Annotated in this window: 13 protein-coding genes; 9 read left to right on the plus strand and 4 right to left on the minus strand. The window is 60.8% G+C overall.

Annotation, left to right across the window (positions count from 1 at the left end; genetic code table 11):
- Positions 1 to 71 precede the first annotated feature (71 nt).
- Genes A0U93_RS00905 through A0U93_RS00935 form a run of 7 tightly spaced genes read left to right on the plus strand, consistent with a single transcriptional unit; the run spans position 72 to position 8,166 of the window.
- Positions 72 to 1,730 carry an ATP-binding protein gene (locus tag A0U93_RS00905; RefSeq protein ID WP_077805705.1) on the plus strand — a complete coding sequence of 553 codons (1,659 nt, stop codon included), beginning with the start codon at positions 72 to 74 and terminating at the stop codon, positions 1,728 to 1,730.
- A 5-nt stretch (positions 1,731 to 1,735) separates the two neighbouring features.
- Positions 1,736 to 2,887, plus strand: a complete 1,152-nt coding sequence (locus A0U93_RS00910) for a peptidoglycan-binding domain-containing protein (RefSeq protein ID WP_077805706.1) — start codon at positions 1,736 to 1,738, stop codon at positions 2,885 to 2,887.
- A 4-nt stretch (positions 2,888 to 2,891) separates the two neighbouring features.
- On the plus strand, positions 2,892 to 3,749 hold the full coding sequence (locus A0U93_RS00915; RefSeq protein ID WP_169852668.1) for a c-type heme family protein: 858 nt from the start codon (positions 2,892 to 2,894) through the stop codon (positions 3,747 to 3,749).
- On the plus strand, positions 3,746 to 5,593 hold the full coding sequence (locus A0U93_RS00920) for a serine/threonine-protein kinase (protein WP_077805708.1): 1,848 nt from the start codon (positions 3,746 to 3,748) through the stop codon (positions 5,591 to 5,593). Before A0U93_RS00915 ends, A0U93_RS00920 begins: the two co-directional genes overlap by 4 nt.
- Positions 5,590 to 6,624, plus strand: a complete 1,035-nt coding sequence (locus A0U93_RS00925) for an FHA domain-containing protein (RefSeq protein ID WP_077805709.1) — start codon at positions 5,590 to 5,592, stop codon at positions 6,622 to 6,624. The genes A0U93_RS00920 and A0U93_RS00925 overlap by 4 nt, the downstream gene beginning before the upstream one ends.
- Positions 6,625 to 6,643: 19 nt before the next feature.
- The gene (locus tag A0U93_RS00930) at positions 6,644 to 7,357 is read left to right on the plus strand and encodes a PP2C family protein-serine/threonine phosphatase (RefSeq protein WP_077808224.1); all 714 of its coding nucleotides are present in this window, start codon (positions 6,644 to 6,646) and stop codon (positions 7,355 to 7,357) included.
- A complete protein-coding gene (locus A0U93_RS00935; protein WP_077805710.1) occupies positions 7,354 to 8,166 on the plus strand; it encodes a response regulator in 813 nt (270 codons plus the stop codon). Before A0U93_RS00930 ends, A0U93_RS00935 begins: the two co-directional genes overlap by 4 nt.
- A 9-nt stretch (positions 8,167 to 8,175) precedes the next feature.
- Here A0U93_RS00935 and A0U93_RS00940 read toward each other — a convergent pair whose 3' ends face one another.
- From A0U93_RS00940 to A0U93_RS00950, 3 genes are all read right to left on the minus strand, one after another.
- Positions 8,176 to 9,711: an APC family permease gene (locus A0U93_RS00940; RefSeq protein WP_077805711.1), complete on the minus strand. Its 1,536-nt coding sequence runs from the start codon at positions 9,709 to 9,711 to the stop codon at positions 8,176 to 8,178.
- A 128-nt stretch (positions 9,712 to 9,839) separates the two neighbouring features.
- The gene (locus A0U93_RS00945; RefSeq protein WP_077805712.1) at positions 9,840 to 11,231 is read right to left on the minus strand and encodes an NAD-dependent succinate-semialdehyde dehydrogenase; all 1,392 of its coding nucleotides are present in this window, start codon (positions 11,229 to 11,231) and stop codon (positions 9,840 to 9,842) included.
- Positions 11,232 to 11,437: 206 nt separating this feature from the next.
- Positions 11,438 to 12,214: a class I SAM-dependent methyltransferase gene (locus A0U93_RS00950; protein ID WP_147151184.1), complete on the minus strand. Its 777-nt coding sequence runs from the start codon at positions 12,212 to 12,214 to the stop codon at positions 11,438 to 11,440.
- 107 nt (positions 12,215 to 12,321) lie between these two features.
- Between A0U93_RS00950 and A0U93_RS00955 the strand changes: the two genes are divergently transcribed.
- Complete coding sequence (locus A0U93_RS00955; protein ID WP_077805714.1) at positions 12,322 to 13,059, plus strand: glycosyltransferase family 2 protein; 738 nt, start codon at positions 12,322 to 12,324, stop codon at positions 13,057 to 13,059.
- Here the strand turns inward: A0U93_RS00955 and A0U93_RS00960 are convergent.
- Positions 13,001 to 13,528 carry a COG4648 family protein gene (locus A0U93_RS00960; protein WP_077805715.1) on the minus strand — a complete coding sequence of 176 codons (528 nt, stop codon included), beginning with the start codon at positions 13,526 to 13,528 and terminating at the stop codon, positions 13,001 to 13,003. The genes A0U93_RS00955 and A0U93_RS00960 overlap by 59 nt on opposite strands.
- 190 nt (positions 13,529 to 13,718) lie before the next feature.
- Between A0U93_RS00960 and A0U93_RS00965 the strand changes: the two genes are divergently transcribed.
- Positions 13,719 to 14,006, plus strand: a complete 288-nt coding sequence (locus A0U93_RS00965) for a phosphopantetheine-binding protein (protein WP_255318307.1) — start codon at positions 13,719 to 13,721, stop codon at positions 14,004 to 14,006.
- The last annotated feature ends 6 nt before the right edge of the window (positions 14,007 to 14,012 follow it).

A 14,012-nucleotide genomic window follows, 5' to 3' on the forward strand; every position in this document is an offset into this window, starting at 1 on the left:
TGATCTGTCCGTATCAAGATTCATCCGGAGTTCTTATGCATCGCACCACAGTTATGGGAAATCGGTGATTGATGCACGCAGGTGACCCGCAGATTGACCGTTTGCCGTCTTGCGACACTGCATTCCAGACGACTGCTGCCCGAGATGGTGATGCGCTTCTCGATCATATCGCCTGTGCCTTTGCGGCATGCGCGTCCTCCAGCATACGCACGACGACACGCCAGGTCCTGCGCGATCTGGCGGCGGCCTGTAGGGCCGAATGCGCCCTCATCCTGAGGCATGATGACAGCCAGCGGTATGGCCTTGTCTCATCGACATCTGAAGACGATCTGCCATCGGGTGACTGGATACGTCGGGTTCTGGAAAATGGTGGTGATGAATTCTTTGAACTGACGGATTGGCAGAAATCTGGCGCAACGGTTTATGCGCAGCGTTTCGATGGCCGCGACACACTTGTGTTGCGATGGCGTGAAAAACCTGCGGGAAATTTTTTGCAGGATTTCTTATCTCTGACCCGGCGGATCGGCAAGCTGATTGCAGCGGCCATGAAACGTGAAAATGCCGCCGAGGAAAGGCGGATACTCCTGCGCCGTTTAAGTGAGAGTCAGAAGCTTGACGTCGCAGGAACGACGGCCGTGGCGATGGCGCATAATCTGAACAATGTTCTGGCGGCCATGCTTGGGCAGACCGAAGTTGCGCTGGATGCACTGCGGAACCAGCCGCGCGGATACAATGCCGTTATGGCGATCCGCAATGCGAGCGAGCGGGCGGCCGAACTGATCGAAAGCATACTGGGTTTCGGGCAGCGGGATATAACAAGCGCACCCATCTCAATGTCGAGACTGACCAACGAAACGCTCGAACTGCTCCGTCCAGCGATACCCGAGCGGATCACTATCACCTTTGAGGATCGAGGAGATGAGGAGCGCGTTCATGGGCGGGCGACCGAACTGCAGCAGGTCATTCTCAATCTTCTGCGCAACGGTATGCAGGCTATTCCCGACCGTGGGCGCATAGTTCTGCGGATTGAGGTGAGAGAAGGCCATGGTCGCCTTGCCATGCAGATCGGCGCTCTGGAAGAACGACCCTATCTGGTCGTCGAGGTGAAGGATACCGGCGTCGGCATCGATCCGGCCTCCCACGCGACGATTTTTCGCCCGTTCCACACGACGCGCCCCGCCGGAACCGGGCTTGGGCTGTCGACGGTGGCGGATATCGTCAGTGACCACAACGGGGCGATCCGCATCGTCGATCCGCCTGAAGGCGGTACAACTTTCGAGGTCTGGCTTCCGATTTCCCGTGAGATCGAAGGACGGCCTGCGCTTGAAAACGGCACCGGCCAGCCGGTTCTGATCGTCGCGCGCGATGCGGTGCGCGAACGGTTCGAGGACATTGTTGCCGCACTCAATTACGAGCCGGAGGGCTACGCCAGCATCGATGCAGCACTTGGCGCGATTGCGTATGATCCGCTTCGGCCCTGCGCGATCATGCTGTGCACCGAACGCGCCGATCTTGACGGATGCATCGTCATGGCGGAGCGTTTTCGTTCATTACCAGGTGCTTTGCCTTTGACGATACTCATGCCGGGGCGAATGTCCGCGACGCCGCTCGGTCAGATTGCGGGTCGGCCGATGTGGCTGGCCGGATCGGAAAATAATTCCGCGATTGCGGCCTGCATGCGCCTGATGGCCGATGCAGCCGTGCTCACACCCCAGGGAGCGACGAAGTGAGGTCCATGCGTCAGATAATGATTTCAGCGCGAGCAGGCGGTTCGGCGCGTGACAAGGGCGCTTTGCGTCTCGGCGCACTTGCCATGCTGACAGGCGGAATGCTGCTGACGGCGGGCCAGGCGGCTGCCAGGCCCTCTCTGGTGACGCTGATCGACCTCTCTGCAGGCAAGGATATGAAACCGGCGGCCTGCTCGACTGCATTGTCTGGTTTGCGGGACGCACTCGACGCAATCGGCATCCCGACCGCACGCCCTGCCGTGCCGACGGTCGATGCGCTTCGTATGGTCCTGCTGCAACTCGGCAATCAGGGAAGCAGCGAACCGCGAATGGTCGTGGCCTGCGCTCAAGGCGCTTCGGCCGAGGGGCAACTCTACCTTGCGCCGGCAAACCTTGCCGCTGACAATCGCGACCTGAGTCGGAATGGCGTCAGTGCCGACACATTCGCGCGTGTCGCGGGGGCGGGCGGCCTGACGGCGCTCGACATCGTGCCGATTTCCGGAACGAGCCTCTCCGAGAATTCAGGCGAGCAGTGGCGGCGTGCGGCAGAGCCCAATACGTCGCGTCTGATCGCGATTGAGCAGGCGCCCGATGCGGCCACCCTGATCGATCGCCTGACCGCAGCCGCGAAGGGGCATGGCGATGCCATGTTATCGGCGTTCCTTGGCGTGCAGCCTGCTGAAAGGTCGGCAACACCGCCGCCGCCGACCGTGGCGCCGGTAGCCGTGCCGACGATTGCCGCCAAGTCAGACGACAATACCGCTCATCCCGCTGCGGCAAATGGTTCTTCGGCTCAATCCTCGCCGACTTCAGCGACGGCAGATACACCTGCGCCGAAGCCCGTGAACAAGCCGTCCGAACCGGCCGTCGAGGCGGCGGCACCGAAAGCGGCGCAGGCCGCCGCGCCGCCCGCGGCCACGAAGCCTGTTTCCGTCAAACCTGCCGTGGTGCGCCATCCGCCTGCAAAACGTGTGGTGGCCGATCCTGCGGTGCATCAGGTGCAGCTTGGCCTTCTAGCGAAGGGTTTCTATCATGGCAGGGTATCGGGCATCAGCAATGTCGCAACCGTGCAGGCCATTCGGCATTATCAGGAGAAACTGGGTCATCAGGCGACAGGAACATTGACGCCCGATGAACAGAACGAGTTGGCGGGCAAATAAGACCATGACGCTTCGTTTGAAGATCTACGCGACGCTGGGCGTAATAGCTCTTGTCGGTTATCTCGCGCTTCTGGCGAGCATAACTCACGGTGATCGCACGGCGCGTGTGGCTTCGGCGGAGCGTTCGGCCCGGTTGATGATCGTCCAGGCCGATGCGGCCGATCAGTATACCCGTCATGAGATCGCGCCACTTCTCGACAGTGCCATGCATAGCCGTCTGGTGTTCATTCCCCAAAGTGCGGGCTTTTACGCCGTGGAAACTCAGGGGCGTCAGATCGAGCGGGCCCTTGAGGGATATCGCCTGCGACGGGTCGTGCTCGATTCCACAGGACCGGCCGATACGCCGGACGGGTGGGAGCGCGATGCGATCATGCGCCTTCGGGGGACGCCGGACGGCGCGCCTTTCGCTGAACTGCGGCCTGACGGCGCTCTGGCCTATGTCGTGCCGCTCACGATGCAGGACGGCATTTGCGCCACGTGCTATCCCTCTCGCGATCAGGCGCCGCTGTCCGTGCGGGACGCTTTCGGAAGTGCGAAGGGCTTTGATCGCCATCCGGGTGAAATCGTCGGGGCGACGATTGCGACCGTCCCAGTCGCGCCGTTTAACCTGTTTGGCAATGCGTCCCTCTTGCTGGCGGCTCTCGTCCTGTTGATCTGCTGGGCCTCCGCCTGCCTGCTGATCGAATTCATGGTTCTGCGGCCGCTCTCGCAAATCGCGACTGTCGCGGAGCGCGTATCGCTCGGCGCGCCGGATGTCGAAGAATTCGATACGCGATCGGGCGGGGAGATCGGCGCATTGACGCTGTCCTTCAATCGCCTGCGGCGCAGCATGGAAACCGCGATGGCGTTGGTCCGGCCATGACGGCGACGTTGGAGATACCCCAGCGGATCGGGCGCTTTCGCATCCATTCGATGCTGGGGCGCGGGGCGATGGGCGTCGTCTACAAGGGGCATGACGAGCATATCGACCGCCTCGTGGCGATCAAGCTGATCCGAACCGATCTTCTCGACAGCGAGGAGCGCGAAAACTATTTCCAGCGTTTTCGTAATGAAGCGAAGATCGCCGGGCGATGCGTGCACGCGAATATCGTCGGTCTGTATGATTTCTCATTCCATGAGAGCAATCCCTATCTCGTCATGGAATATGTGGACGGGATGGGCCTTCAGCAGGCCCTGCCGCGTGGCACCCAGTGGCGGGAAGAGGAAGTTCTGCCGATTGGGTTGCAGGTGCTGGACGCGTTGCAATACGCGCATGAGCGCGGCATCGTCCATCGCGACGTCAAACCGCCCAACATTCTTCTGACGACCGAATCCAAGCTCAAGATCACCGATTTCGGCATCTCCCGGCTGACCAGCACCGAGCAGACCATGACGCCGTTGCTGATCGGAACGCCAAGCTATATGTCGCCCGAGCAGTGCATGGGTGCATCGCTTGACGGGCGATCCGACCTTTTCTCCCTGGGTTGTGTCCTATACGAACTTCTTGCAGGGCGACGGCCGTTCACCGGCGCGAACTACACCGATACGATTCTCGGCATCATCAACCGGCCACATCCGCCGTTACAGGATTTCCGCGACGACCTGACGCCGGCATTGATCGATGTCATCGACCGGGCGTTGGCCAAGAATCCCGCCGATCGCTTTCCCGATGCCAGTGCTTTCTCTCTGGCGCTGGAGCAGATTTCCGGTTCCCCGTTTCGTGTTCCCGCCATTCCGCGAAATCTGTCCGATATCGTGGTGGCGTCGCAAACGCGTGACACGATGGATCCATCAGGCGCAGTCGGGCATGTCGCGCCACTGGTCGGCGATGAGGCAGATACTGTGCTCGCTCCGCGCAGGGCCGAGCCGGATCGTGCCGAGGCAGCGACAGCACGACCCGCAGAGGCTGATGCAGGAGAGCCGACGCAAGACAGGCGCCTGTCGGGATATGAAACCGCGAATGACGGTGTGGAAGCATCGGAAGTGACATCCGTCCGGACGATCGTGACGACTGTGCCGTTGCGGGACGAGGCGGACGCCGTCGAAAGCGCGCCGGCGGATGAAATGGAGAGAGCGGTCGTCGATGAAGACGACGATGCAACCCGTATCATGCCGTCACCGGCATCTCCCCTGGCGCCGCCGTTCGTCGCCGACCCGATGGCAGTGGCGTCCGTCGAAAACGACGAGGGGGCGATTGCTGACCGATCGTCCCCGGAGGTGCCTGATAGGTCTTACGTTTCGGTTGAGGAGGAACGCGAAGAAACGCGCGAGGGCCGGTCGGATGAAGGCGGTGAGCAGGAACCGCTCATGACGCCGCCAATGGACCCGGCGCCAACGGCGTATGCAGGGGAACAGGAGACGATCCGCGAGATGTCGTCACCTGATCTGGCGGCTGTGGACGCCATCCAGGCGATACCGGATCAGGCGACCCCGAACGGCGATGCGCGTGTGGTGTTCGGAGATGCATTTGCTGGGGCAACGACCGACGATCACGCTCTCGAAGTCGACTGGGGTGCCTGGCAATCCTGGACGGCGATCTGCTTGACGCGTGTGATCGGGCCGATCGGACCGATCCTCGTCGCGCGTCATGGGAACGATGAGCAACCTGATCGTCTGGTGGACCATTGCGCCGATTTCATTCAGCATGACGACGAGCGTGCGGATTTTCTTCGTTTCGTCGGGGAGCGTCCTGTTCCCGCAGCACTGGCGCGGAAGGGGCAGCCATGACTTCCCTCATACTGAGTCTGACATGCGCGCCGGGCGGTATTCCGCTGGAAACACGCCAGATCGACGCGGATCGATATTCGCTCGGCCGGGACCCGGATAACGACTGGATTTTGTTCGATCCCACCTGTCAGGTTTCACGGCATCATTGTCGTATCGTGCGGGAAGGTGACGACTGGCTATTCGCCGACCTCAGCCGCAATGGAACGCGGCATGAGGTGGGTCACGCCTCGGGGATGACGTGCGACGAAGTCGGATCGCATCGACTGGCATCCGGTGATCGACTTCACCTGGGTGATTACGAGATCGCGGTGACGGTGCAGGAAGAAGAAAGCTCATTCCGGATCATGCCGTTGCCGGATTTCATCGCCGACCTGCGAAGCAATTTCGCGGCGCGCCCGCCCACGTCACGAGAGCCGGGTAGGACGCGTGCCCGGTCGGAGACGCGCCTTTCGTCATCGGCGCGCGGGACAGAAGCGCGGTCCCCGCAAAGAGGGGACCCGTTGCTCGAACTGCTTGGGCTGGAAGGCACAGACCTTCCGCTGGGACGCCGGTCTGTCGTCCTTTATCGTCTCGGCGCTTCCCTGAGCGCTGCGGTGCATGGTCTTCGACGCATGGCGAGGCCGGGGCGCGCCGCGGAAAAAGGCGAAGATTTCCGATTGCTGGACGAAAGCCAGCCGATACCGAAGGTCCTGCGCGCGATTGCAGGAATGGACAAATCGGTGATCGCCTCGCCGGAGCAGATCATCGGGCAGGCATTCGACGATCTTCACCGTCATCAGCTATGTCTGTCGCTTGCTTATCGCCGGTGTATGAAAGAGATGTTGCATGCTCTGGATCCAGAGGAAGCCTCCCCCTCGTCCGTGCGAGAGGGTGGGCAGGGTCGTCGGACATTGTCTCTGTCGTTTCTCAAGCGCAGGCATCGACGTGTGAGCGAGAATTTCGACCGGATCGTCGAGGCATCCTTCGCGCGTCATTATCGGGAGGAATGGGAGCGTCTGGATTCCGGCCGGGATGCGGCGGGGCGGGATTGAAGCGGATCGTGGCCTGTCGATGACGACCTTGTCGGAATATAGTTACTGCGCGACGCATAAAGGGCCGTTCCGCACCGAAAATCAGGACGCGCTGATCTGCCGTCCCGATCTTGGCATCTATGTCGTCGCGGATGGCGCGGGCGGACATCGGGACGGTCGACTGGCGGCCAATACCGTTACGGATGCGATTGCGGCCTTGCCGGACGGTCTGCCGCCGGACCAGCGGCTTGCCATGCTTCGCGGCGCCGTTGGTGACGCGCATCGCCGTTTGAGGGATCTCGCCGGAAATCTCGGGAATGGTGCGGTCTCGACAATCGCAGCACTCCTCCTCGAAGGAGACTATTTCGTTGTGCTCTGGGCCGGGGACTCTCGCATTTATCTTCTTCGAAACGGCGAGATGACGCAGTTGACGCATGATCATACCCTGGTGCAGCAGATGGTGGATTCCGGTTCGATTTCCCCTGCGGAAGGGCGCAATCACCCGAAGGGAAACATCATCACACGCGCTGTCGGGGGCGCTGATCCGGAGCTGATTCTCGACAAACGCATTGGCATGGTTCTTCCGCACGACCGCTTTCTTCTGTGCAGTGACGGCCTGCTGAAAACGATGGATGAAGACGAGATCGGCTATCTGCTCGGGCAGGATGGAGACGTGGCGGACGCCTTGCTGTCAACTGCCCTGCGGCGACGCGCCCGCGATAATGTTTCCATCGTGGCGGTGGTCCGGCCATGAGCAACGTTGCACCGGATTCGATGGCACTTCACGACGCGGCGCGCGCGCGTTCGGTTCTGCTGATTGACGATGACCACGAGTTTCGCTCGGCGATCGGCAATTATCTGGCGCTTAATGGCCTTCGGGTCATTCTGGCATCTGGACCGGAGGACTTGCGTGACGTTGAGGTCGACTGGACGCATTGCGTGATCGTGCTTGATCTCCAGCTTGGCGGCATTGATGGTATCGACGTCATGCGGTCGTTACGGGAGGCGACCGACGCACCGATTATCCTGATGACCGGCCACCGGATATCCGAACTGGATCGTGTGATCGGGCTCGAACTCGGTGCGGACGATTATCTGGTCAAGCCATTCGGCCCGCGTGAGCTTCTTGCGCGCATACGTGTCCTTGGCCGCCGGCATGATGAACTCTGTTCCATTCGCGAGGCTCAGGCAAACCGGCCCATATCGGAGAATGATGAGACCGACAGTCTCACGATGAAGCGGGTCTATCGTTTCGGTGAATGGGAGCTCGATCGACGCTCACGCGTCCTGAAAGATCCTTCCGCTCGCGTCGTAAAGTTGACGAAAGGCGATTTCGCATTGCTTGTCGCATTTCTGGATGCGCCAGGACGACCGCTCACGCGAGAATATCTGCTCAACGCCACGCGAATTCACGAAGATGTCTATGATCGCAGTGTCGACGTCCAGATCCTGCGTCTCCGGCGCCGGTTCGATAAAGGCAGTGTGGACGGCCTGAGCGGGCGCGACATCATCCGCACCGATCGCGGCGCAGGATACGTCTTCACGCTCGATGTGACGTTCTGACCGCACCTGTCAACGTTCGAGCCGACGCTCCTTGCGCATCAGGCGTTCGATAAGGAAACCGCCGACAACGAGATAGGCGCCCAGAAAGATCAGGGCTGCCGAATGGCCTGAGCGCGCCTGGACGACAAGGTCACTGAAGACCACGCCGATCATGACGCAGCATGTTGTGAACGCGGCAATCGGTATGATGCCGAGCCACATGCCGTGCAGGACGATGCCGCCGAGAGGCACGCGAAACCGCCTTGGCAGGGCAGGGGCCGTTACGCGCAACCGCATGAGACTCAAGGCAACGCCGGCAAAAGCGACCATCGTTCCGATGCTGACGACATCGGCAAGGATCGAGATGGGGAACAAGGCCGCGATGATTCCGGCAGCCAGCGCGCTCGCCGCGATTCCGGCACGGGGCGCACCGGAATGTGTATCCACCGTTGCCAATCGCCTTGGCAGGACACCGGCGCGCGCCATGGCGAGGCTGATCCGTGAATGACCGTAGATATTGGCGAGGATGACCGATCCAAGGCCCGCGAGGGCGCCAATCTTGATCAGCATTGAAAGTTCAGCATGGCCGATCGTTCTCATGACGCGCGCGATGGGGTCGGGTACGTCAAGCTGCCTGAACGGGACGATGCCTGTCACGACAAGGGAGACGGCGATGTAGAGACTCGTGCTGACGACAAGGGTCGCGATAAGGCCGAAAGGCACGTCGCGCCCGGGATTGCGTGCTTCCGCAGCGCCATTGGCGACGGCATCGAAACCCAGATAGGCAAAAAAGACGATGCTGGTCGCACGTATGAGACCGCCGAGGCCATAGTGGAATGGTCCCTCGGAGGCGGGCAGAAAAGGATGCCAAAGCACGCTGTGTATATGCGTGAACCCCACCGCCAGAAAGAGCGCGAGGACACCGATCTTGACGGCCACCAGAACGGTGTTGGCGTGCGCTGTCACTCTTGCGCCGAACATCAGGGCAAAGCCGATCAGACACAGCACCAGCACCGCTGCGATATTGGCACTCGCACCGATTGCTGGCATCGGGTCGTGGGGCGGTGCGACGGTCGCCGTCATAAGCGACTTCGGGATCGACAACCCCAAATCGAGCAGGAGGCTTTGCAGATAGGCGACGAAACCTGTCGCGACGGTCGCATTGGCCAGCCAATATTCCAGCATGAGCATCCAGCCGATCCATAAGGCCGGTCGTGTGCCGAACGCCCGCGCCGCATACAGATACGCTGCTCCGGCTTCCGGCAGCGCGGCGGCCAGTTCCGCGTAACATAACCCGCTTAGAAGGCAGCCGATCCCGGCCATCAGGAAAGCGACAGTGACGGCCGGACCGGCATATTCCGCTGCTGCAACGCCGGGCAGGATGTAGATACCCGCACCGACGACACAACCGATGCCCAGCAGCACAAGGTCGCGGGCACCCAGTGTGCGGTGCAGGGCGCCTTTCTCGACGTCGTCCGTCAAATTCATGATGACAGGTTTCTCCTCCGCCGGTTCGGCGTCCACCGTTGCATCGCGGCAATTCTGCAAGGCGGCCAAAAGCGTCACGCAGAGGCTGGCTTATATGATGGCCGGGACTTTCAATAACGATATCGAAATATACCGTTTGACGACCCATAGCAAAATGGCCCTGCGGCGTCATGCCGCAGGGCCATTTTCTTTCCCTTGGGGGCGGATCAGAAGGGCGCGTCGATATCGACGACGTCGATCAGCTTATGATTGACGAATTCCTTGATCCCCAGGCCGATCAGTTCGCGACCGTAGCCGGACCGGGCGACGCCGCCAAAGGGAAGGTCGGCTTTCACCATGGTCGGATGATTGATGTAGACCATGCCCGTATAGATCTGCTCTGCCACCTTCACGCCCCGTTTCGTATCGCGGGTGAACACGGAACCACCAAGACCGAACGGGGAGTCGTTGGCGATGCGGATCGCATCGGCCTCATCGTCCGCTCGGTAGAGTTGGGTGACCGGGCCGAAAAACTCCCAGTGACGGGCTTCGTTTTCGTTATGCAGGTTCGTCATGAGCAGAGGCTGGAAGAAAGCGCCTTCCTTCGGCACAGGTGCGCCGATCGCCTCGACCTTCGCACCATGTTCCTTGGCACTCTCGACCTGCTTCAACAGATCGTCCGCCGCTTTCTGGGAGGAAAGCGGCGCCAGCGTGGTGGCGGGATCCATCGGATCGCCCGCCTTCAGTTCGGCAACGCCTTTCTTGTAGAGCTCGACGAACCTGTCATAGACGGCATCCACGACGATCAGTCGCTTGGACGAGACGCAAACCTGCCCTGCGTTCCAGTGGCGGCCAAAAACCGCCCATTTCGCTGCCTTTTCGATATCGGCATCTTCCAGGACGATGAATGCGTCCGAACCGCCCAGCTCCATGGTCGCCTTCTTCAGGGCCTTTCCTGCGATACTGGCGACGATACCGCCCGCCGTTTCCGAACCGGTCAGCGCGACGCCACAGACGCGCGGATCGTTGAGGATCGTTTCCGTGTGGTGGCGGGCCGTATATAGGTTCCGGAACGCGCCTTTCGGCAGCCCGGCTTCCTGCATCAGTTCATCGAAGGCGTTCGCGCTCTGCGGCACGTTTGATGCGTGCTTCAGCAGGACCGTGTTGCCGGCGGAAAGCTGGGGGGCGATAATTCGGGCAATCTGGTAATAGGGGAAATTCCAGGGCTCGATCGCCAGCAGCACACCCTGCGGCTGATGCGCGAGAATGGCCTCGCCTTCCTTCGCATCGGCAACCGGCAGTTTCTCCGGCTTCAGCAAATCCTCGGCATTCTTTGCATAATATTCGAAGATTTCGGCGGACAGTTCGGTCTCGAGCTTCGCTTCGCTGTAGAGCTTGCCCATCTCCAGCGTCAGCAGTCTGGCATATTTGTCGATATCGCGGCGCAGGATATTGGCAGCCGCCGTCATGACCTTGGCGCGGTCCGCGAATGAAACATGGCGCCAGGAAAGGAAGGCGTCATACGCGTCCGTCAGAGCAGCCTGCACCTCCTGATCCGTCGCCTCCGGAAAGGTCCTGAGCTTTTCGCCGGTATAGGGATTGATTGTTTCGTAAGCCATTTTCTTCCGTTTCCTTCATCGTCAGCTGAGGCTGTAACAGGCCAGCGTTACTGTCTTATCAGGCTAGTCAGACATACGAAGTCCATGTTGTCCATGTTCGCGGCTGGCGCGACGCGGCCCTAGCGGCGTATGCGAGCGGAAAGCATATGCCGCCGTTGTGTTCCTGACTGACGCTTGAGCGATGCCGCGGTTTTCTGAAAAGAATGTCATGCGTCCACATGATGGTGGTTCAAGGCGGTGGCATTGATCGGTCTGGATGCAAGATAGGCGTGGAAGACGCCAAAATGTGTCTGCTTTCGGACGTTGGAAAAACCGGCCTGCTGCAAGGCGGCCAGAATACTCTCCGGCGCGACGCATTCCTCGATCGTATCCCAGTAGTAGGTCATGAGCGTGCGACTCTCCGCAGAGGCGGTAACGCCGGAGAGAAACGGGACGACGCGACCGAGATAAACGCGCAACGCTGCCTGAACCCGTCTGCTTCGCGCGCGCCCGATCTCAAGGATAATGAGGTTTCCGCCCGGCTTCAGCACGTTCAGAAACGCGCCAAAAGTTGCCCCCAGATCGTGGACGTGCCGCAAGGCATAGCCCATGCTCAGCATGTCCATGCTCGCATTGGCAACAGGGAGCCGCTGGGCGTCCGCCTGAATGACGTCGATGGACGATCTCCTGCGGCACTCCGCCAGCATGCCGGGACTCATGTCCAGCCCGATGACGTTGCCTTTGCCGGTTATCCGCTCGGCCTCCCTTGCGACCAGTCCGGTACCTGTCGCGACGTCAATCAGCTTGTGACCGGCCTTCAGCCCGGCGACGCCGAGCATGTGCCGGCGATACCAGCGCCCGGTTCCCAGAGAGAAGATGGCATTGATCCGGTCATAATAACGCGCGGTCCCGTCGAACAGCGAACGGACGAATGTCACGCGGTCGCTTTCGGAACGATAATATGCTGACAGGATCGGATGGGGCGGGTTGGGGTCGTCTGGCACTTTCAGGTTCCGTCGATTGGCGGCTCAAGCTCTTTTTCCGGCTTCTTACGGCATAAGAACCATGGAAGGATAGCCAGCGCATAATCCGATCGATAACGTAACGCACGATGTCGCTCTCGCCACGCCACGCGGTTCTCATCCCGTCCTACAATTCCGGGTCGCTCCTTGCCGAAACGGTGAAAGAAGCCCTGGGAGCCTGGCCGGATGTCATCGTGGTGATCGATGGTAGCGACGACGGCAGCGATCGGGTTGTGGCAGGTTTGTGCGCCGAACATGCCGGGCTGGCCATGTTGCGGCTACCGACCAATCGGGGAAAGGGCGCAGCTGTTCTGGCCGGCGCGCTCTGGGCGCGGGCGCATGGCTTCTCCCATGTCCTGACCATGGACGCAGACGGCCAGCACCCCGCGAGTGCCATCCACCCCTTCGTCAGCCGTTCACAAGCCTGGCCGGACGCCATGGTGCTGGGCAGGCCGGTTTTCGGCAAGGACGCGCCCTTCATCCGAGTTTGGGGGCGCGAAATCTCGAACATGCTGGTCGGCATTGAAACTGGCGGGATGGTACGCGACTGTCTGTTCGGATTTCGTGTGTATCCTCTCGCGCCCCTTATCGCGACGATGGAAGCCTCCCGCTTTATGCGCGGTTTCGACTTCGATCCCGAAGTGGTCGCGCGCCTTTGCTGGCATGGTGTGCCCGCAGAGAACATCCCGACGAGCGTTCGTTATCCTTCAGCCAACGAGGGCGGCATCTCGCATTTCCATTACGGGCGCGATAATCTTCGCCTCATACTCATGCATCTGCGGCTTCTTTTTGCCTGGATGCGGGGCGGAAATCGCGAAAGGCGGTAATCGTCGTCCTGAGAGATACATGGTCGAAGTTGCGAATGACGATCCGCCGGAGAAAGGCCTCCACGGCCATCGCGAACACCGCCGCCGCAATCGTCCCTCCGGTCATCGGCCAGCGCCAGCTGCCGGATGGTCCCCACAGGAAGAGAGCGGCCGGTAACAACAGGGCAATCGCGAAGAAAAACGACCAGAACATCGTGACGCGACGGGTATATCGCGCGACATCATCCCGCAATGTGCCGTGCACGTGTCGGGCGAGAGTAGAGACAAGGGGCTCGTGCCCCGGACGGAGCGAGCCGGCGAAGCTGGCCAGCATGGCGCCCATGGCAAGGGAATAAAAGCCGATACCGTCCAGAACGATCGTCTGTTGGGGCCAATGCGCGGCAAACGGAAGAAAGAGGATTGCGAAAAGGATCGGCAACGCATGCCATTTGCTCAACAGGGACAATGCAAGGCCTTGCAGCACGATCATCGACAAGGCCTGCGCGACCGGATGGAGTTGACGTGGCCCTATATGGGCGATGAGGAAAGACAGCAGCAGCAGAGCACCGCCGAGCAGACGGTAGCCGCCCGCGCGATGCTTTCGCCCCGTGGCCTTCTTTGCGATTGTATCGCTGTGTGATAGCAGGACGCCTCACTCCTCGTGCGACATGAGATGGACGGTGAATACGAACAGTGCCTCGGCGTTGCAAACGCCTTTTGAACATGAGATGGCGGAACGTCTGGTCGAATCGCTTCAACTCGAGGTTGCCTCCGAAGACATTGACCCCGTCGCGCCGCTGTTCGGAGAGGGGCTCGGCCTGGATTCGATCGACGCGCTGGAGATCGCCCTTCTGATCGGTCGGGATTACGCCGTCACGCTGCGCTCGGACGATCCGGACAACAAGCGCATTTTTGGTTCGCTGCGGTCTCTTTGCGACTACGTGCTGGCGCATCGTCCAGCGGCCTGATGCAAG

It is taken from the genome of Neoasaia chiangmaiensis (genome assembly GCF_002005465.1).
Classification (GTDB): Bacteria; Pseudomonadota; Alphaproteobacteria; order Acetobacterales; family Acetobacteraceae; genus Neoasaia; species Neoasaia chiangmaiensis.